Annotated in this window: 19 protein-coding genes; all 19 read left to right on the top strand. The window is 72.3% G+C overall.

What is annotated here, in order from left to right:
* Window positions 1-4 precede the first annotated feature (4 nt).
* The 19 genes from O7631_RS29300 (at window position 5) to O7631_RS29210 (ending at window position 19,717) form a co-directional block, all read left to right on the top strand.
* The gene (locus tag O7631_RS29300; protein ID WP_278147230.1) at window positions 5-1,567 is read left to right on the top strand and encodes a UDP-N-acetylmuramoyl-L-alanyl-D-glutamate--2,6-diaminopimelate ligase; all 1,563 of its coding nucleotides are present in this window, start codon (window positions 5-7) and stop codon (window positions 1,565-1,567) included.
* Window positions 1,564-2,961: a UDP-N-acetylmuramoyl-tripeptide--D-alanyl-D-alanine ligase gene (gene murF / locus O7631_RS29295; protein WP_278147228.1), complete on the top strand. Its 1,398-nt coding sequence runs from the start codon at window positions 1,564-1,566 to the stop codon at window positions 2,959-2,961. Before O7631_RS29300 ends, murF begins: the two co-directional genes overlap by 4 nt.
* Window positions 2,958-4,082 (top strand): phospho-N-acetylmuramoyl-pentapeptide-transferase, encoded by a 1,125-nt coding sequence (gene mraY / locus O7631_RS29290; RefSeq protein ID WP_278147227.1) that lies wholly within the window; start codon window positions 2,958-2,960, stop codon window positions 4,080-4,082. Before murF ends, mraY begins: the two co-directional genes overlap by 4 nt.
* A gap of 441 nt (window positions 4,083-4,523) precedes the next feature.
* Entirely contained in the window at window positions 4,524-6,014 is a 1,491-nt protein-coding gene (locus O7631_RS29285; protein WP_278147226.1) for a putative peptidoglycan glycosyltransferase FtsW, read from the top strand.
* The gene (murG, locus tag O7631_RS29280) at window positions 6,014-7,120 is read left to right on the top strand and encodes an undecaprenyldiphospho-muramoylpentapeptide beta-N-acetylglucosaminyltransferase (protein WP_269683075.1); all 1,107 of its coding nucleotides are present in this window, start codon (window positions 6,014-6,016) and stop codon (window positions 7,118-7,120) included. The genes O7631_RS29285 and murG overlap by 1 nt, the downstream gene beginning before the upstream one ends.
* Window positions 7,117-8,682 (top strand): UDP-N-acetylmuramate--L-alanine ligase, encoded by a 1,566-nt coding sequence (murC, locus tag O7631_RS29275; RefSeq protein ID WP_278147225.1) that lies wholly within the window; start codon window positions 7,117-7,119, stop codon window positions 8,680-8,682. The genes murG and murC overlap by 4 nt, the downstream gene beginning before the upstream one ends.
* Window positions 8,679-9,497, top strand: a complete 819-nt coding sequence (locus O7631_RS29270; RefSeq protein WP_278147224.1) for an FtsQ-type POTRA domain-containing protein — start codon at window positions 8,679-8,681, stop codon at window positions 9,495-9,497. The genes murC and O7631_RS29270 overlap by 4 nt, the downstream gene beginning before the upstream one ends.
* A 246-nt stretch (window positions 9,498-9,743) precedes the next feature.
* Entirely contained in the window at window positions 9,744-10,859 is a 1,116-nt protein-coding gene (ftsZ, locus tag O7631_RS29265) for a cell division protein FtsZ (protein WP_088988414.1), read from the top strand.
* Between the two features lie 9 nt (window positions 10,860-10,868).
* Window positions 10,869-11,612, top strand: a complete 744-nt coding sequence (locus O7631_RS29260; protein ID WP_278147223.1) for a YggS family pyridoxal phosphate-dependent enzyme — start codon at window positions 10,869-10,871, stop codon at window positions 11,610-11,612.
* A 190-nt stretch (window positions 11,613-11,802) separates the two neighbouring features.
* The gene (sepF, locus tag O7631_RS29255) at window positions 11,803-12,495 is read left to right on the top strand and encodes a cell division protein SepF (protein WP_278147222.1); all 693 of its coding nucleotides are present in this window, start codon (window positions 11,803-11,805) and stop codon (window positions 12,493-12,495) included.
* Between the two features lie 30 nt (window positions 12,496-12,525).
* On the top strand, window positions 12,526-12,831 hold the full coding sequence (locus tag O7631_RS29250; RefSeq protein WP_030334503.1) for a YggT family protein: 306 nt from the start codon (window positions 12,526-12,528) through the stop codon (window positions 12,829-12,831).
* A gap of 44 nt (window positions 12,832-12,875) precedes the next feature.
* Entirely contained in the window at window positions 12,876-13,682 is an 807-nt protein-coding gene (locus O7631_RS29245; RefSeq protein ID WP_088988417.1) for a DivIVA domain-containing protein, read from the top strand.
* 80 nt (window positions 13,683-13,762) lie between these two features.
* Window positions 13,763-14,515 carry a hypothetical protein gene (locus O7631_RS29240; RefSeq protein WP_278147220.1) on the top strand — a complete coding sequence of 251 codons (753 nt, stop codon included), beginning with the start codon at window positions 13,763-13,765 and terminating at the stop codon, window positions 14,513-14,515.
* 10 nt (window positions 14,516-14,525) lie between these two features.
* Entirely contained in the window at window positions 14,526-14,831 is a 306-nt protein-coding gene (locus O7631_RS29235) for a DUF167 domain-containing protein (protein ID WP_278147219.1), read from the top strand.
* 45 nt (window positions 14,832-14,876) lie between these two features.
* On the top strand, window positions 14,877-16,376 hold the full coding sequence (locus O7631_RS29230) for a potassium/proton antiporter (RefSeq protein WP_278147218.1): 1,500 nt from the start codon (window positions 14,877-14,879) through the stop codon (window positions 16,374-16,376).
* A 227-nt stretch (window positions 16,377-16,603) separates the two neighbouring features.
* Complete coding sequence (locus tag O7631_RS29225; protein ID WP_124770807.1) at window positions 16,604-17,023, top strand: TraR/DksA C4-type zinc finger protein; 420 nt, start codon at window positions 16,604-16,606, stop codon at window positions 17,021-17,023.
* Window positions 17,024-17,087: 64 nt separating this feature from the next.
* The gene (lspA, locus tag O7631_RS29220; protein ID WP_269683083.1) at window positions 17,088-17,705 is read left to right on the top strand and encodes a signal peptidase II; all 618 of its coding nucleotides are present in this window, start codon (window positions 17,088-17,090) and stop codon (window positions 17,703-17,705) included.
* The gene (locus tag O7631_RS29215) at window positions 17,702-18,646 is read left to right on the top strand and encodes an RluA family pseudouridine synthase (protein ID WP_269683084.1); all 945 of its coding nucleotides are present in this window, start codon (window positions 17,702-17,704) and stop codon (window positions 18,644-18,646) included. The genes lspA and O7631_RS29215 overlap by 4 nt, the downstream gene beginning before the upstream one ends.
* A 42-nt stretch (window positions 18,647-18,688) precedes the next feature.
* Window positions 18,689-19,717 (top strand): hypothetical protein, encoded by a 1,029-nt coding sequence (locus tag O7631_RS29210; RefSeq protein ID WP_278147215.1) that lies wholly within the window; start codon window positions 18,689-18,691, stop codon window positions 19,715-19,717.
* Window positions 19,718-19,760: the final 43 nt, after the last annotated feature.

Below are 19,760 nucleotides of genomic sequence, written 5' to 3'. Positions count from 1 at the left end.
GGCTGTGCGGCCGGAACCGGACGACGGGGTAGGGTCTGACGCCGTGCCCGGCAATCCACGTCCACGTACCGTGACCGGAGTCCGGCTCGGTGATCTTGCCGTCCGACTCGCCGTCGACCTTCCGGCGGACGCCGCCACGGTGCTCGTCACCGGGGCCACCCACGCCAGCGGCGAGGTCCGCCCCGGCGACCTGTACGCGGCGCTGCCCGGTGCCCGTCGGCACGGCGCGGAGTTCGTCACCGCCGCCGCCGAGGCGGGTGCCGTGGCCCTGCTGACCGACCCGACGGGTGCGGAGATGGCCGCCGGGAGCGGTCTGCCGGTCCTGGTGGTGCCCGACCCGCGCGCCGTGCTCGGCGAGCTGTCCTCGGCCGTGTACGGCGACCCGACCGCCGACCTCACCGTCATCGGGATCACCGGCACCGCCGGGAAGACCTCCACCGCGTACCTGGTCGAGTCGGGGCTGCGCGCCGCCGGCCATACCACCGGTCTGATCGGCACCGTGGAGACCCGGCTCGGTGACCTGGTGATCGACAGCGTGCGCACCACCCCGGAGGCGACCGACCTGCACGCCATGCTGGCCACCGCCCGCGAACGGGGAGTGACCGCCGTGGTCATGGAGGTCTCCAGCCATGCGCTGGCCATGGGCCGGGTGGGCGGTGTCCGGTTCGCCGTCGGCGGATACACCAACTTCGGCTCCGACCACCTGGACTTCCACGCCGACAGTGACGACTACTTCGCGGCGAAGGCCCAGCTCTTCGACGGCCGCTGCGCGGTCGAGGTGCTCAACCTCGACGACCCGGCCCTCAAGCCGCTGTACAAGCCCGCCACTGTCACCTACTCGGCAGCCGGCGACCAGGGTGCGACCTGGTGGGCCGATGACGTGAGCGGCGAGGGGTACGCCCAGCGGTTCACCGCGCACGGCCCGGACGGCGTGGTGCTGTCCGCCGGTGTGGCGTTGCCCGGGCGACACAACGTGGCCAACGCGCTGCTGGCCATCGCCGCGCTGGTCGGCGCCGGGGTGGACCCGCAGACCGCGGCGGCCGGCGTGGCCGCCTGCGGTGGGGTGCCGGGCCGACTGGAGCTGGTGGACGTCGCCGCCCCGGTGCGCGGGGTGGTCGACTACGCGCACAAGTCAGACGCGATCGTGGCCGCGCTGGCCGCGTTGCGTGAGCTGAGTGCCGGTCGGCTGATCTGTGTGATCGGCGCCGGCGGGGATCGGGACCGGGGCAAGCGGCCGGTGATGGGCGCCGCCGCGGCGGAGGGAGCCGACGTGGTGCTGGTGACCGACGACAACCCGCGTACCGAGGATCCGGCGGAGATCCGCGCCGAGGTGCTCGCGGGGGCGTACCGGGCCGCCACCGCCGCCCGGATCGTGGAGGTGGCGGGCCGCCGCGCCGCGATCGACGAGGCGGTACGACTGGCCGAGCCGGGTGACGTCGTCGCGCTGCTCGGCAAGGGGCACGAGCGGGGCCAGGAGGTGGCGGGCGAGGTGCTCCCGTTCGACGACAGCGTCGAGTTGGCCGCCGCGCTGCGGGCCCGCTTCGGGGACCTGGCGGGTCAGCGATGATCGCGCTGAGCCTGGCCGAGGTGGCCGCCGCCGTCGACGGGCGGCTCGTCGCCGCCGACCCGGCCGCCACCGTCACCGGCAGCGTCGAGTTCGACTCGCGCAAGGTCGGCCCGGGGTCGCTCTTCGTGGCCTTCCCCGGGGAGAAGGTCGACGGACACGACTACGCGGCGACGGCCGTCGAGGCCGGCGCGGTGGCGGTGCTGGGCAGCCGGGAGGTGCCCGGGGTGCCCATGGTGATCGTCGACGACGCGCTGACCGCGATGGGTCGGTTGGCCCGCGCCGCGGTGGACCGGCTCCCCGACCTGACCGTGATCGGTGTTACCGGCTCGTCCGGCAAGACCACCACGAAGGATCTGATCGGCCAGCTCACCGCCCGGCTCGGGGCCACCGTCGCACCGCCCGGCTCGTTCAACAACGAGCTGGGGCACCCGCACACCGCGCTGCGGGCCGGCCCGGACACCCGCTACCTGGTGATGGAGAAGGGTGCCCGCGGGATCGGGCACGTGCGGTACCTGTGCGAGCTGGTGCCGCCCCGGATCTCCGTGGTGCTCAACGTCGGCACGTCGCACATCGGCGAGTTCGGCTCGCAGGACAACATCGCCCTGGCCAAGGGCGAGCTGGTCGAGGCCCTGCCGGCGGACGGGCTGGCCGTCCTGAACGCCGACGACCCCCGGGTGTCCGCGATGGCGAGCCGCACCCGGGCCCGGGTGGTCCGCTACGGCGAGGCGCCGGACGCCGACGTACGCGCCGAGGACGTGACGCTGGACGAGCGGGGGCACCCGTCGTACACCCTGGTCACCCCGGAGGGGCGCGCGCCGGTGCGGCTCGGGTTGACCGGCCACCACCAGGTGGGTAACACGCTCGCCGCGGCGGCGGTGGCCCGGGAGCTGGGCATGCCGCTCGCCGAGCTGGCCACGGCCCTCGGTGAGCTGGGGCTGGTCTCGACCCGGCGGATGGACGTGTTCGACCGCCCCGACGGGGTGACCGTCATCGACGACTCGTACAACGCCAATCCGGCCTCGATGGCGGTGGCGGTGCGGGCGCTGGCCAGCATCGGCCAGGGGCGGCGTACCGTCGCGGTGCTCGGTTACATGGCCGAGCTGGGCCCGTTCGAGTCCGACGGCCACGCCCAGGTCGGCCAACTGGTGGCCGAGTTGGGTGTCGACCGGCTGCTCGTGGTGGGTGAGCCGGCCGCGCCGATCCACGAGGGCGCGACAGCGGTACGGAACTGGGGAGGAGAGTCGGTGCTGCTCACCGATCAGGCAGCGGCCGTCGAGGTGCTGCGGAGTGAACTACGACCGGGCGATGTCGTCCTGGTCAAGGGTTCCCGGTACCGGACGTGGGAGGTGGCCGACGCCCTGCGCGCCGACGCCGGTCAGGGTGGCGCCGAATGAGGGCGGTCATCGTCGCCATCGGGGTGGCCTTCCTCGTGTCGCTGTTCTGCACCCCGATCGCGATCAAGGTGTTCACCCGGCTCAAGGCCGGTCAGCCGATCCGCAGCGACGGGCCGGCCATGCACCAGGGCAAGAAGGGCACGCCCACCATGGGTGGCGTGGTCTTCATCCTGGCCACGGTGATCGCGTACGTGGCCGGGCACCTGGCCCTGACCACCCTGCCGGACCAGCAGATCGCGCAGGTGGAGCCGACCATCACGGCGCTGGTGCTGCTGGGGCTGATGGTCTTCTCCGGCGCGGTGGGCTTCCTCGACGACTTCCTCAAGGTCCGCAAGCGCAACAGCGCCGGCCTGAACAAGCGCGGCAAACTGCTCGGGCAGATCCTGGTTGGCGCGGTCTTCGGCGTGATCGCGCTGTGGTTCCCGAGCACGATGACCGACGGTTCGGGCCTGGCGACCAACACCGAGACGGTGGGCAGCACCACGCTGAGCTTCATCCGGGACATCGACTTCCTGGAGGTCAGCAAGGTCGGCGCGGTGATCATCTTCATCTTCGTGGTGATGGCCGCGACGAACGGCGTGAACCTCACCGACGGTCTCGACGGTCTGGCCACCGGCGCCTCGGTGATGGTGCTCGCCGCGTACGCGCTGATCGCGTTCTGGCAGTACCGGCACTGGTGCGCCGACCCGAACTACACCCAGCCGTACTGCTACGAGGTTCGCGACCCGTTGGAGATCGCGTTGATTGCCGGGGCGGCGGCCGGGGCCTGTGTGGGCTTCCTGTGGTGGAACACGTCCCCGGCGCGGATCTTCATGGGTGACACCGGGGCGTTGGGGCTGGGCGGTCTGATCGCCGGCATGGCGATGTCGACCCGCACCATCCTGCTGCTGCCGATCATCGGTGGGCTCTTCGTCATCATCACGATGTCCGTGGTGATCCAGATCATCTCCTTCAAGACCACCGGTAAACGGGTGTTCCGGATGTCTCCCCTGCAGCACCACTTCGAGTTGGCCGGCTGGAGCGAGGTCAACATCGTGGTGCGCTTCTGGATCATCGCCGGGATCGGCGTGGCCATCGCCCTGGGCCTGTTCTACAGCGAGTTCCTCGCCAACATGACCTGACCCGCACCGCGACCTCCCGTCGGGCCCTCCGACGCCAGCGCAGCCCCGGACGCCTCGGCGGCCGGGGCTGCGCCCTGCCCAAGATCCGCGCAACATCGGCGACGTTGCTGTCTCGGCGTGCTCTGAGGCAGCAATTTCCCCGATGTTGCGCGGATCTTCGCGGTCCGACACGCCGGGGGTCTCGTTGTGGGCTCGCCGGGCGTGGCTAGCGGTGATGATGTCGGGGTGGGGGAGGAACCAGGCACCAACGACAGGGACGACAGGACGGCCGTCCGGCCGCGGCGGTCAGCGGGCCCGGCGGGCACCGTTCCGTCACGCCGCACTGACGACCGCCGTAGCTCGGAACCGGGCGCGCCGTCGCGAGGGCTGCGGCCCGGCGCGTCGGCGGGCGGTAGGGAGTCCGGTTCACCGCCGCGTGAGCCGAGGCCCGGCGCGGCAACCATGGGTCCGGAGTCCGGCGCAGCGGGCCGCGAGCCGGACCCGGCGGCGTCGCTGCGCGGGCTGGACGGAGCCGCCGGGCTCGCCGCCCTGCGCGGGCTGCTGGACCGGCCGCTGGCCTCCTACTACCTGCTGCTGTCCTGCGCCGGCCTGCTGCTGCTGATCGGGCTGACCATGGTCTTCTCGGCGACCAGCGTGAAGGACTACGCCGAGGACGGCAACGCCTCGGCGTCGGTGACCAAGCAGGCCATCTTCGCGGTGATCGGCATCGGCGCGTTCTGGGTCTGCCAGCGCCTGCCGGCCAGCACCTACCGCTCGCTGGGCCGGCCGCTGCTGTTCGCCTCGATCGCCCTCCTGGTGGTGCTCAACCTGCTGGTCGCGATCGCCCGCCTGACCAAGCAGGAGTCGGCCAGCTTCGGGCCGATCGAGGCGCAGCTGAACTGGCTGTTCGTCGGCGGCATCCAGCTACAGCCCTCCGAGTTGGCCAAGTTCGCGATGGTGCTCTGGGGTGCCCACCTGGTCGCCCGCAAGGGCGCCGCGTTGGGTTGGTGGCGCGAGCTGGCCACCCCGCTCTTCCCGGTGGTCGGCCTGCTCTTCGTCCTGGTCGGTTACAACGACACCGGCACGATGCTCTGCCTGCTGGCCCTGGTCGTGGGCCTGCTCTGGGCCGCCGGGGTGCGCATGCGGGTCTTCGGCGCACTGGCGGCGGCCGGCCTGATCGGGATCGGCCTGTTGGTCGCGGTGGCCTCGCTGGGCGCCGGCTCCGGGGAGCGCGGCGCTGACAACTACCGCCTCGCCCGGCTGGCCATGTTCTTCAACCCACCGGACCCGGAGACCTGCAAGCTCAACGACTGCCTCCAGTTCTACCAGGGCCGGCTGGCCATCGAGCACGGTGGCTGGTTCGGTGTCGGGCTGGGCAAGGGCAGCCTCAAGTGGGACTGGCTGCCCGAGGCCCACAACGACTTCATCTTCGCGATCATCGCCGAGGAGCTGGGCGTGATCGGGTGTGTCGTGGTCCTCAGCCTCTTCGCCGTCCTCGCGTACACCGGTTTCCGGATCGCCCGTCGGGTCGACGACCCGTTCCGCCGGCTCGCCGCCACCGCCGTGACGACCTGGCTGGTCAGCCAGGCCGTGATCAACATCGGTGGGGTGGTCGGGCTGCTGCCGATCACCGGCCTGCCGCTGCCGTTCATCTCCGACGGCGGAAGTGCCCTGGTGGTGACGTTGGCGGGCATCGGCATGCTGGCGTCCTTCGCCCGCGCCGAACCCGATGCGGCCAGAGCACTGCATGCCCGTCCGCCGGCCCGGTGGGTCCGACTACTCTGGGCCCCGTTGCCGCCGCTTCCCGGCCGGCGTCGCCGGCCGGCGACGCCACCGGCGGCCCGAGGGCCCGTGCCCCGGTCGCGGGAGCGGCGACAGGACGACCAGGCCGCGCCGCGCGGTGTCCGGCAGGGCCGGAGCCGTCAGGGTACGGCGAGCGAGAGGAGACGCTGATGGGTCCGCTGCGTTCGGTGGTGCTCGCGGGAGGTGGCACCGGGGGACACGTCTACCCGCTGCTCGCCTTCGCCGACTGCCTGCGCCGACACGACCCGGGCGTCCGGATCACCTGCCTCGGCACACCACGCGGCATGGAGAACGACCTGATCCCGCCGCAGGGCTACGACCTGCGGCAGATCCCGGCGTACCAACTACCCCGGTCGGTCAACATGAACCTGGTCCGTACCCCGGGCCGGATGTGGACCGCCGCGCGCGCGGCGGGCAAGGTGATCGACGAGGTGAAGGCCGACGTGGTCGTCGGCTTCGGCGGGTACGTCTCGGTGCCGGCCTACCTGGCCGCGTGGCGTCGCGAGATGCCCATGGTGATCCACGAGGTGAACGTGCCGCCGGGCGTCGCCAACCGGCTCGGCATGAAGTTCACCAAGAACGTCGCTGTCGGTTTCCCGCACCAGCCCAGTCAGGCCGAGTCCCTGCGCGACGCCACCATCGTGGGGGTGCCGCTGCGTCGCAGCATCGCCGCACTGGACCGGTACGCGCTGCGCAACGCCGCCCGCGCCCACTTCGGGCTCCGCCCGGACCTGCCCGTGCTCTTCGTCTCCGGCGGCTCGTCGGGTGCCCGTTCGATCAACCTGGCGGTGTCCGGCGCGGCCAAGGAGTTGGCCCGCAACGGCGTGCAGGTGCTGCACGTGATGGGCGCCCGCAACGAGCCGGTGCCGATCCCCACGGACCTGCCGGTGCCGTACGTGACGCTGCCGTACCTGTCCGAGATGGAGCTGGGCTACGCCGCCGCCGACCTGATGCTGGCCCGGGGCGGCGCGATGACCGTCGCCGAGGTCTCCGCGATCGGGCAGCCGACGATCTACGTGCCGTACCCGCACAGCAACCAGGAGCAGCGGCGCAACGCCCTGCCCGTGGTGGAGGCCGGCGGCGGGCTGCTGGTCGACGACGCGGAACTCACCCCGGACTGGCTGGAGCGCACCGTCATCCCGCTCATCCGCGATCCGCAGCGGCTGCACACGATGGGCGCCGCCGCGGCGAGGTACGGGCGGCGTGACGGCGACGAGGCGCTTCGCTCCTTCGTCCTCCAGGCGGTGGCCCGATGACCGCGCAGTTCACCCCGGCCGGCACGCTCACCGCCGAGGACCTGGGCGCCGTCCACCTGATCGGTGTTGGTGGGGTGGGCATGCTCGGCGTGGCCCGGCTGCTGCTCACCCGGGGTATCCGGGTCTCCGGTAGCGATCTGCGGGAGTGGCCCTCGCTGGCGGGGCTGCGGGCGCTCGGCGGCACCATCTACCTCAGCCACGAGGCGACCAACCTCGACGGGGTCGACACCGTCGTCTACTCCTCGGCCATCCCGCAGGACCACCTGGAGTTGGTCGAGGCGCGTCGGCGGGGCCTGCGGGTCCTGCACCGCTCCGAGGCCCTCGCCGCGGCCATGACGGGCCGCCGGGCGATCGCGGTGGCCGGCACGCACGGCAAGACCACCACCACGTCGATGGTGACCATGGTGTTGCAGCAGGCCGGGGTGGACCCGTCCTTCGTGATCGGCGGCGAGATCTCCGAGGTCGGCTCGGGTGCCCACCACGGCACCGGCGAGCACTTCGTGGTCGAGGCGGACGAGAGCGACCGCTCGTTCCTCATCTACCGCCCGTACGTCTCGATCATCACGAACGTCGAGGCGGACCACCTCAACACCTACGGCGACTACGCGACGCTGGAGGCGGCGTTCGTGGAGTTCGCCCGCCTCACCGACCCGGACGGGTTCATCATCACCTGCGCCGACGACGCGGGCGGTCGACGGCTGGCCGAGAGCCTGCGCGCCGAGGGGCGGCGGGTGTTCACCTACGGTGAGGCGGCCGACGCCGACCTGCGGCTGACCGAGATCTCCTCCTCGGCGCGCGGGGTGCGCTACCTGGCCGCCATCGACGGGCGGTCGCTGGGCGAGTTCCGGCTGCCGGTGCCGGGGCGGCACATGGGGCTGAACAGCGCTTCCGCCGTGCTGGCCACGTACCTGCTGGAGTTGCCGTTGGAGGCGGCGGAGGCCGCGCTGGCGGTCTTCCCCGGCGTGCGGCGGCGCTTCGAGCGCAAGGGTGTCGCGGACGGCGTGCTGGTCTACGACGAGTACGCCTACCACCCGACGTCGATGACGCTGGCGTTGCAGACGCTGCGCGAGGTGGCCGGGGACGGGCGGCTGATCGTCGTCTTCCAGCCGTACCGGCTGTACCGCACCCGCGACAACCAGGCGGAGATCGCGGAGGCGCTGGCCATCGCCGACGAGGTGGTGCTGCTGGAGGTGTTCGGGCCGGGCGAGCTGCGCCAGCCCGGTGAGGGTTCGGCGGCGCTGATCGCGGCGGTGGATCTGCCCGCCGACCGGAAGGTCTTCGTCGACTCGTGGGAGGCGGCGCCGGTCGAGGTGGCCCGTCGGGCCCGCCCGGGGGACGTGGTGGTGACCATGGGCGCCCCGCCGATCTCGCTGATGGGTGACGAGTTGCTGGCCGCGCTGGGGGAGCGGGGGGCCGCCGCCGCGCCGACCGCGACCGTCGACCCGGTGGCCACCGCCGGGGTGCTCGGCGATCCGGTGCCGGGCGGGGCGACGGCTGGCGGCGACGGGGCGGCCCTCGGTGGCACCGCCGCACCCGGCGGCACGGCGTCCACGGCCGGATGAGCCCCGGCCCGGCCCGAGGGCGGACCAGCGCCGGCGACGGCGGCGCTCCGCGTCGTGGTCCGGCGCGGCGTTGGCAGCTGGTTCGGGCCGGGCGGGACGCGGTTCCGCCCTCGACCCGCCGGTTCATGGCCCGGGCCCGGCAGCGTCGGATGCGCGCCGCTCTGCCCTGGGCGGTGGCCGCCGGGGTGCTCGCGTTGGCCGGGCTGGTCGCGTGGGTGGTGCTCGGCACCGGGCTGTTCGGTGTGCGGGAGGTACGGGTAAAGGGCGCCGACCTGGTGACCCCGGTCCAGGTGCGCGACGCTGTCGCGGTGCCGGACGGTGTGCCGCTGGCCCGGGTGGACCTGGCCGTCGTCGCCCGTCGGGTCGGCGCGTTGCCCCCGGTGCAACGGGCCACCGTTTCCCGGGACTGGCCCGGCACGCTCGTGGTGCGGGTGACCGAGCGGACTCCGGTGGCGGCGGTGCCGCAGGGGGAGAGGTTCACCCTGATCGACAGCAGCGGGGTGGCGTTCCGGACGGTGGACCAACGACCCGCCGAGTTGCCCCAGGTGACGGTGGGCCGGCCGGCCGCCGACGACCCGGGGACCCGCGCCGGGCTGGAGGTGCTCGTCGCGTTGACGCCTCAGCTCCGCGCCGAGGTGGTGGACGTGAACGTGGAGGGGTTGGCCCGGATCACCCTGCGGCTCAAGGGGAACCGGACGGTGGTCTGGGGCGACGCGACGAGGGGTACGGACAAGGCCCGGGTGGCCACCGCGCTGCTCGACGAGGACACCGATCGGATCGACGTGAGCGCGCCGGACGTGGTGACCTTCCGATGAGCTGGGAGGCGTGTGACGTCGTGACCCGTTGCGCTCCGGCCGGCGACACGCCGCGCGGGTCCTTGGCTCATGGCGTGGTGGCGCTTACGTTGCCCCGAAGAGGTTCAGTGGTTGACATAACTGTAAGCCTCTAGTAGAGGGTTAGGGTTCACCCCTGACCCTCGCTGGTGACAGCTGTCGTCGGCCGCTGGTCTGGCCACGCCGTACCCGGTCGGCCGAAGCCAATCTCGAAGGAAAGGACCGGAGATGACACCTCCGCACAACTACCTGGCGGTCATCAAGGTCGTCGGCATCGGGGGCGGCGGAGTCAACGCCGTCAACCGGATGATCGAGGTTGGGCTCAAGGGCGTCGAGTTCATCGCGATCAACACCGATGCGCAGGCGCTGCTGATGAGTGACGCCGACGTGAAGCTCGACGTTGGCCGGGAGCTGACCCGCGGCCTGGGGGCCGGGGCCAACCCGGACGTCGGCAAGAACGCCGCCGAGGACCACCGCGACGAGATCGAGGAGGTGCTCAAGGGCGCCGACATGGTCTTCGTGACCTGCGGCGAGGGCGGCGGCACCGGCACCGGCGGCGCGCCCGTCGTGGCGAACATCGCCCGTAAGCTCGGCGCGCTGACCATCGGTGTGGTGACCCGTCCGTTCTCCTTCGAGGGCAAGCGGCGCCAGGTGCAGGCCGAGTCGGGGATAGACGAACTCCGCAACCAGTGCGACACGCTGATCGTGATTCCGAACGACCGGCTGTTGGCCCTGGGCGACCGCAACATCAGCATGATGGACGCGTTCCGCACCGCCGACCAGGTGCTGCTCTCCGGTGTGCAGGGCATCACCGACCTGATCACCACCCCGGGTCTGATCAACCTGGACTTCGCCGACGTCAAGAGCGTGATGAGCGGTGCCGGCAGCGCGTTGATGGGCATCGGCAGCGCCCGCGGGGAGAACCGCGCGGTCGAGGCGGCCGAGGCGGCCATCTCCAGCCCGCTGCTGGAGCAGAGCATGGACGGCGCGCGTGGCGTGCTGCTCTCCATCGCCGGTGGTTCCGACCTCGGCCTGTTCGAGATCAACGACGCTGCCCAGCTGGTCACCGACGCGGCCCACCCGGACGCCAACATCATCTTCGGTGCGGTCATCGACGACGCGCTCGGTGACGAGGTGCGGGTGACCGTCATCGCGGCGGGCTTCGACGGTGGCACGCCCGCGTACAAGGCGGCCGAGCCGACCCGGAAGACCAACACCAACCAACCGGCGCCGCAGAGCACCCCGGTGCCCGCGCCGGCGACCAACCCGGCTCCGGCCCAGTCGCCGCGTCGGGTGCTCTTCGACGACGTGGACGTTCCCGACTTCCTCAAGAACGGGTCCTGAGCACCGCCGATGACCGACAGCTCAGCCACGGCGCGGCCGGAACGGCACGCCGAGATCGCGGCCGGCCTGGCTCAGGTGCGGTCCCGGATCGCCGACGCCTGCGCGCAGGCCGGCCGGGACCACGCCGACGTCACGATGATCGCGGTGACGAAGACCTACCCGGCCAGCGACGTGGTGGCGCTGGCCGGGCTCGGGGTGACCGACATGGGGGAGAACCGCGACCAGGAGGCGGCCGGAAAGGCCGCCGAGGTGGCGGCGGCCGGGGTGCGACCGCGGTGGCACTTCATCGGCCAGTTGCAGCGCAACAAGGCCCGCTCGGTGGTCCGGTACGCCGATGTGGTGCAGTCCGTCGACAGTGTCCGGCTGGCCCGGGCGTTGGCCACCGCGTCCGCCGACCGGGAGCGGCCGCTCGACGTGCTGGTCCAGGTGAGCATCGACGGCGACGCGGCCCGGGGTGGGGCGTTGCCCGGGTCGGCCGATCCGGGTGCCGGGCTGGAACCGGTGGCCGAGGCGGTGGCCGACGCGCCCGGGCTGCGTCTCGTCGGCCTCATGGCGGTCGCTCCGCTGGGTTGGGAACCGGAGCGGGCCTTCGCCCGTCTCGCCGAGGTCGCCGACGTGTTTCGGGGGGTCCATCCGGGAGCGACAGCGCTGTCCGCGGGGATGAGCGGAGATTTCGAGATCGCGATCCGATATGGCGCGACACATGTCCGCGTCGGTAGCGCGTTGCTCGGAATGCGTTCCACGCTGCGGTAGCCTGACCGCGAGACATGCAAATTACATCAGTGTTGTTTCAGGGATGGCGTCTCCTGGTCGGGGGTCGTGGCGCGCGACGCGAATCGCGCGCCGGGGGATTGCCGTTTCGGTCCGATGGGCATGGTTGTCCACTCGCGACGGGCGACATGGCACGGGGGCGCGTGCCGCACGGCGGACGGAAGGGCGCGGGATGGGTGCACTGCGCAAGGCGGGGGTCTGGCTCGGTCTGGTCGAGGAAGACGACGAGCGGGCCTACGACGACGGTGGCTACGACAAGGGTGGCTACCGCGAGTCGCGTTACCGGCAGAGCCGGTACGCCGAGGAGTTCGCCGACGAGGACGAGGACGACACCGAGGAGCCGCCGGCTCCCCGGCCGCGGGTCAGTGAGCGTGGGCGGCTCTCCGAGCGCGCGAGCGGGCGGTTGGGCGAGTCCGACCGTAGTGACGGTGAGCGTCCGGAGCGGATCGAGCGGTCCAGCGTCCGGTCGATCACGCGGTCGTCAGCTGGTGAGACCTCCGGCGCGTTGACCTACCACACCCGTGACAACCTGGCCCTCGCGCCGCAGGTCACGGCACGTGAGCGGGCGTTGCCCGAGGAGGAGCAGCGCTACCAGATCACCACGCTGCATCCGACCACCTACCGGGAGGCGCGCACGATCGGTGAGCACTTCCGCGACGGCGTTCCGGTGATCATCAATCTCACCGAGATGGATGAGGCCGATGCCCGCCGTCTGGTGGACTTCGCCGCCGGTCTGGCGTTCGGTCTGCGCGGTACGATCGAGCGCGTGACCAATCGGGTGTTCCTGCTCTCACCGGCCAATGTCCAGGTCACCGCTGAGGACAAGGCCAAGATCGCTGAGGGCGGTTTTTTCAGCCTGAGTTGACCCCGCCCGACCCGAGGGACGTCGCTGACCGTGTTGTCGATCTTACTGCAAGTGCTGTACCTGATCCTTTATGTCTTCCTGCTCCTTCTCCTGTCCCGGTTCGTGTTGAGCGCCGTCCTGCAGTACGGCCGGCGCTGGCAACCGGGGCGCGGCGCATCGGCAGGATTGGAATCCGTGTGGAGCGTCACTGATCCCCCTCTCAACGCGTTGAGGCGTGTGATCCCTCCGCTGCGAATTGGTACCGTGAGCATCGACCTGGCCTCCCTTGTGCTCCTGGTTATCCTGTTCGTGCTGATGGAGTTCGTGTTAGGGCCGTCGATCAGGGCATCTGCCTGATGACCGACGCGCTTTCGCGGCCGCAACTGACCCGAGGAGTTTCGATGCCGCTGACCCCGGCCGACGTCCACAACGTCGCCTTCAAAAAGCCGCCGATCGGCAAGCGGGGGTATGACGAGGAAGAGGTCGACGCCTTCCTCGATGAGGTCGAGCGCGAGCTCGCCCGTCTCATCGAGGAGAACAACGAGCTGCGCGCCCAGGTGGAGCGCGGCGGCCGTGGCGGCGCCCCCGCAGGCCCCGGCGGCGACGCCCGACTGGCGGCGGAGCTCAACGACGTCAAGGCCCAGCTGGACCGGGTGCAGCGCGACAAGTCGGCGGCCGAGCAGGCCGCCCGCGCGATGCAGGCCGAGCTGGAGCAGGTCCGCACGACCGGCGGCCCCGCGGGCGTCACCGGTGACGGCGAGCAGCAGGCCCTGCGCGTGCTGATGATGGCCCAGCGCACCGCCGACGACCACGTGTCCGACGCTCGCCGCGAGGCCGACAGCCTGCTGTCCGAGGCTCGCAGCAAGGCCGAGGAGGTGACCCGGGAGGCGCGCGCGAAGGCTGACGCCCTCGAGCGGGACGCCCGCCAGCGGCACCAGGAGGCCATGGGCGGCCTGGACGCCAAGCGCACGGCCCTGCAGAAGCACATCGAGGAGCTCAAGCAGTTCGAGCGTGAGTACCGCACCCGGCTCAAGGCGTACCTGGAGAGCCAGCTGCGGGACCTCGACGGTCGCGGCCAGGGCCTCGAAGCCGAGATGACCCGCTCCGAGGCAGGCCGGGTCGCCGGCGGCAACGGGCTGGCCGCTGCGGGCCTCGCCGGTTCGTACGGCGGCGGCGGGCGCTCCGGCGCCCTCGAAGCCGGACGCTGAGCACCGGCCGGCGATCGCTCTCCGACAATGGTGACGGTCGCCGGCCCCGTCTGGGCGGTACGACGCGGCGGGGGTGAGCCGTGATAGTCGCAAGTCTCCTGCTCATCCTCGTCGCGGTGGTCCTCCTGGTGCTCGGCCTGGCCGGTGGATCCAGCTTCCTGTTGATCATTTCCATCGCGGCCAGTCTGCTGGCCGCCGTGGCGTTGGTGGTGGGCGCCCGCCAGGCAGCCGCCAACCGCGCGACGGCGGATCCCGGTCGGACCAGCCGGCGACAGCCCGACGTTCCCCGCATGGCCGGCCAGGCCACGGGTTCCGCGTACGGGCCGCAGCCGGCCGAGCCGGAGATACCGGTCCAGCACGTGCCCACGACGGTTGGCACCGGCGGCACCGGGTGGCGGCAACCACCCGAGCCGCCGGTCGACCGTGAGCCGCCGTTCGACTCCGCGGCGGAGCCGCCGTTCGACTCCGGCGCCGACGAGGTGCCGCCCTTCGACGACGGGGCACCGTTCGTGACTCCGGCCGACGGCGAGTCCGCTCCCGTCCGGCCCGTCAGCCCCGCCTCGTCGTCTGCGGCGTCGACCGACGACGCCTACCGCGCCGACGAGCCGGCCGAGCAGCCGGTCACCCCCGCCGAGGCGGCCCGGGTGGCGCGACTCCCCGACGCTGTCCAGGTGGTCGACGGTCACCCCCGCTACCACCTCGCCAGTTGCCCGTACCTCGCTGGCCGGGTGCCGGAGGAGCTGCCGGTCGCCGAGGCCGTCGAGCTCGGGTTCACTCCCTGCGCGCGGTGCGCGCCGGCCACCGCCCTGCTCGCCGACGTCCGGCCGATCTGAAGCGGCGCCGGTGCCCGCACAGGAGACGCTCACCGTGGCGGTACGGGTGAAGCCCGGAGCCTCCCGGGACCGGGTGGGCGGGCGTTTCGACGGTCCACACGGGCCTGCCCTGGTGATCGCGGTGCACGACCCCGCCGTCGACGGGCGGGCGACCGAGGCGGCCCGGCGGGCGTTGGCGGCCGCCCTGGGCATCCGGCCGGCGGCGGTGTCCCTGCGCGTCGGCGCGGCGAGTCGGGACAAGCTGTTCCTCGTCGACCGGCCCGCGCCGGAGCTGTCCGCGCTGCTGCGCCGACTGCGCGACGGATCTGCCGAGTGAGGAACGCCCGGGCCGGGCAGCCGTGACGCCCGGGTTGGTCCGACAGTGACGCCCGGGTTGGACATCGGGCTGCTGCTCGGTGCGGCCGTGCTGCTGGTCGCCGTGGGCGCGGTGCGACTCTCCACCCGGCTCGGTGTGCCCAGCCTCCTCGTCTACCTGGCGCTGGGTGTGGCGATCGGCGAGGGCGGGCTGGGCATCCGCTTCGACGACGTCGAGCTGACCCGGACCCTCGGCTTCTGCGCGCTGATCGTGATCATCGCGGAGGGCGGCCTCACCGCCCGGTGGAGCACGCTACGACCGGTGCTCGGGCTGGCCTCCGCACTCTCCACGGTCGGCGTCGTCGTGAGCATCGTGGTGGTCGGTGTCGCCGTACACCTTCTGTTGGGGTTGGACTGGCGGTTGGCGCTGCTCTACGGGGCGGTGCTGTCGTCCACCGACGCGGCGGCCGTCTTCGCCACCCTGCGCCGGCTGCGGTTGCCGCCCCGGCTGGTGGCCACCCTGGAGGCCGAGTCGGGCATGAACGACGCCCCGGTGGTGCTGCTGGTGGTGCTGCTGTCCCACGAGGGTTGGGCGCATCCGTGGTGGTACGAGGTCGGGCTGGTCTGCTACGAGCTGGGTGTGGGCGCGGCGGTGGGCGTGGGTGCGGGTGTCGCCGGCGCCTGGGCGCTGCGCCGGGCGGCGCTGCCGTCGGCCGGTCTCTACCCGATCGCCGCGGTGGGCATCACCGTGTTGGCGTACGCCGCCGGGGCGGTGCTGCACGCCTCGGGGTTCCTCGCCGTCTACGTGGCCGGGGTGCTGCTGGGCAACGCCCGGTTGTCGCATCGGCAGGCGATCCTGGGTTTCGCGGACGGGCTTGCGTGGCTCGCCCAGATCGGGCTGTTCGTGTTGCTCGGGTTGCTGGCCGCGCCAGGCCGGCTGGCTTCGGCGGTGCTACCCGCGGTGGTCGCGGGACTGGCCCTGGTGCTGCTGGCCCGGCCGTTGTCGGTGGCCGTGTCGGCGTTGCCGTTCCGGGTCGGCCTCCGCGAACAGGCGTTCCTGTCCTGGGCGGGGCTGCGCGGGGCGGTGCCGATCGTGTTGGCGACCATTCCGCTCTCCGAGCGGGTGCCCGGTGCGGAGCGTCTCTTCGACGTGGTCTTCGTGCTGGTAGTGATCTTCACTCTGGTGCAGGCCGGGGCGCTGGGGCCGTTCGCCCGTTGGTTGCGGGTGACCGCGCCGAGCGAGGCCGCCGAGATCCATGTGGAGACCGCCCCGCTGGAGCGGATGCGCGCAGATCTGCTCCAGGTGGAGGTGCCGCCGGGCTCGCGGCTGGCCGGCGTGCACGTCGACGAGCTGCGGCTTCCGCTGGGTGCCTCGGTGACGCTGGTGCTGCGCGACGGGGTGGGATTCGTGCCCGCGCCGGACACCCGGCTGAAGACCGGCGACAGCCTGTTGATCGTGGCGACCGCCGGAGTGCGGGACGCCGCCGAGCGGAGGTTGCGGGCAGTCAGCCGACGGGGTCGGCTGGCTCGGTGGTTTGGCGAACACGGGGATGAAGTGCCTGGTTGATCTGCTAGCGTTCCCTTTGCCCCAGTTAGGCAGGGCTAGGGGCTGTTGAGCGGTGCGACGGTGCGGCACGTTGTCGGACGCCTGTACGTTCCGTATTCTTGCCAACCTCCGGAGTGCGCGGCCATCGTCGCCGTGCGCCCCTTTTCGTCCATTAGGGGACGCCTTGGTCGGCGCCCCCTGACCAGGATGCCGCGAACCACGCGGCTCCCCGGCCGAGGGAGCGACCCATGGCTAAGCCAGCCGACACCAGGACCGCCGGGCGCAAGCCGGTGGCCAAGGCCACCCGGAGCACGGCGGAGACCGAGAAGATCCGGGCGGCGTTGGCGGCGCGGCGGGACGAGCTTCGTGCCGAGTACGATCAGACGCTGAGCGAGATCACCGAGCTGCAGCGCGATCGGCTGACCGACTCGGCCGGGGACGACCAGGCCGACACGGGCACCAAGACGCTCGAGCGGGAGCAGGAGATCTCTCTCGCCAACAGCATTCTGGAACGGATCACGCAGGTGGAGCGCGCGTTGGAGCGCCTCGACGAGGGTGGTTACGGCTGGTGCGAGCGGTGCGGCAACCCGATCCCGGTCGAGCGCCTCGCCGCATTCCCGTCGGCCACCCAGTGTGTGACGTGCAAGCAGCTGGAGGAACGGCGCTGAGGTCCGTTCCCCGGCGGCGATGAGACGGTGAGCGATCACCGCCGAGACTGTCGATGGGGAGCGCATGACCGCAGCACCGTCCGCCGAACCCGGCCGCACCGATCCGGGCGGCGGCACACGCCGACCCCGGGCCGTTGCGATCCTCGCCGGCGTCGCCCTGGTGGCCCTGCTGGCCGATCTGGTCACCAAGCACCTCGCGCTGGCCGCGTTGACCGACCGGGAGCCGGTCCGTCTGCTCGGCGGGTTCGTCTACCTGAGCCTGACCCGCAACAGCGGTGCCGCCTGGAGCATCGGCGCGGACCACACCTGGGTCTTCCCGCTGATCACCATCGGTGTGGTCGGTTGGATCGTCTGGATGGCACTGCGACTGCGCTCACTGCCCTGGGCGATCTCCCTCGGCCTGGTGTTGGGCGGCGCGCTGGGCAACCTCGTCGACCGGATCTTCCGGGCGCCATCCCCCTTCCACGGGCACGTGGTCGACATGATCAGCCTCTTCGACCCGTACGGCCAGGTCTGGCCGGTGTTCAACCTGGCGGACAGCTCGCTGGTCTGCGGCGTGCTGCTGGCCGTGCTGTTGGAGCTGACCGGCCGCCAGCGTGACGGCCGCCGCGCCGGCCGCGACGGCAACCCGACCGAGACGGACGCCCCCCAGGGCGCCGCCGAGCAGCAGGAGCGGGCATGACCTCCGCATTCGCCGCTGGCGGCGACCACCGTTCCCTGCCCGTGCCGGACGGCCTCGACGGCATGCGACTGGACCAGGCCGTGTCCCGCCTGTTCGGGCTCTCCCGCACCGCCGCCGCGGCCCTGGTGGACGCCGGGGACGCGCTCGTCGACGGCAGCGCCCGGCCGAACTCGCACAAGGTCAAGGCCGGCTCCTGGCTGGACGTCACGCTGCCCGCGCCGGTCGCGCCACCGACCGTGGTGCCCCAGGCGGTGCCCGGCCTGCGGGTGGTCTACGCCGACGACGACATCGTGGTGGTCGACAAGCCGGTGGGAGTGGCGGCCCACCCCAGCCCCGGATGGACGGGCCCGACCGTGATCGGCGGCCTCGCCGCGATCGGGCACCGCATCTCCACGAGTGGTGCCGCCGAGCGTCAGGGCGTGGTGCACCGGCTCGACGTGGGGACCACCGGGATCATGGCGGTCGCAAAGAGCGAACAGGCGTACACGGCGTTGAAGCGGGCCTTCAAGTACCGCGAGGTGGACAAGGGTTACCACGCCGTGGTGCAGGGCCACCTGGACCCGCTGCGCGGGACCGTGGACGCGCCGATCGACAGGCATCCGACCCACGACTACCGCTGGGCGGTGGTGTCCGGCGGCAAGCCGAGCATCACCCACTACGACACCCTCGAGGCGTTCCCGGCGGCGAGCCTGGTCGACGTCCGGCTGGAGACCGGTCGGACCCACCAGATCCGGGTGCACTTCTCCACCCTGCGGCACCCCTGCGTGGGTGATCTCACCTATGGTGCCGACCCCACCCTCTCGGCCCGTCTCGGCCTGGCCCGACAGTGGTTGCACGCCCGCGAACTGAGCTTTTTGCACCCCCGAACGGGGGACGAGGTCCGGTTCGTCAGCGACTACCCTGACGACCTGGAACGTGCGCTCCAGATCCTGCGTGACTGAGCGGCGACCGCCCGACACCGATCCGACGAGGGGATCCCGCCCGTGCGCGCCGGCAACCTGCTGCGGCAGCTGGACCAACGGCTGCTGCCGCCGCTGAGCCGGGCCGTGGCCCGGCTGGGCGACCGGTCGGCGCGGTCCGGGGTGCTCACCTGGGCCGCCGTGCTCTCCGCGGCGGCGGTCCTGGGCACCGCGGTCTGGGCTGCCGACGATGCGCCGGTGGGCGACCGGACGGTGGGTGAGGTGACCCGGGTCGGCGTCACCGACGGTGATTCCGTCCCCGGTTACCTGCGGTCCGCCGCCGCCGACCTGGCCGCGCTCCCCGCGTCCGCCTCGTCCTCGGGGAGTGGCACGTACGCGCTGGTCACGCTCACCGAGTACCTGCCGCCGCAGCGTCTGGCGGCGGTGCTCGGCGACGTCGGGGTCTCGACCGTCTTCGGGCGGGTGCCGCTGCCCGGACGGCAGACCGAGATCGTCCGCATCCCCGCGCTACGGGTGCCGGAGGACGTGGTCGCCGGGATGGACGAGGTGGCGGCCCGCAAGGACGCCGAGGCCGCCGACTACCAGGCCCGGGCCGCGGCTGTCGACGGTGACGGCGCGGACGAGCGGGAGCTGCGGGAACGCTACGTCAGCGGGGCCGAGGTGGCGACCGCCGAGGCGGCGGCGTACCGGACCGGCTGCGCATGCGTCTACGCCGCTGTGGTGCGGGCGGCCCCTCAGGTGTTGCGCGGTGTGGCGGCCCGCCCGGACGTCCGGGCCGTCGACCCGGCCCCCGAGGTGTACCGGCTGGACCGCACCGTCTTCACGCCACCACTGCCCGAGCAGCGCGACGTGGTGCGCCCGCCGGCCGACACCGGGCCGAGTCCGGCGTCGACCCCGGACGGTTCCGTGGAGTCCACCCCACCCGCGCCCGCGCCGCTGGCGTCGGTGGGCGAATCGTCGGAACCCGCACCGGTCGTCACGATTCCGTCACCCGGGCCGTCGTCCGCCGCGTCGACCGAGCCGCCCCCGCCGAGCGTCGCCACCTCCCCGGACAGCACCGGTGCCGACTCCCCGTCACCCGCGTCGTCGTGATCTGCGTCGGCTGGTGTGCGCTCTGAGGTGTGGTCCGAATAGG

Origin of the sequence: Micromonospora sp. WMMD967 (genome assembly GCF_029626165.1) — a bacterium.
Taxonomy (GTDB): Bacteria; Actinomycetota; Actinomycetes; order Mycobacteriales; family Micromonosporaceae; genus Micromonospora; species Micromonospora taraxaci.
This window is presented reverse-complemented; position numbering and strand designations above follow the sequence as displayed.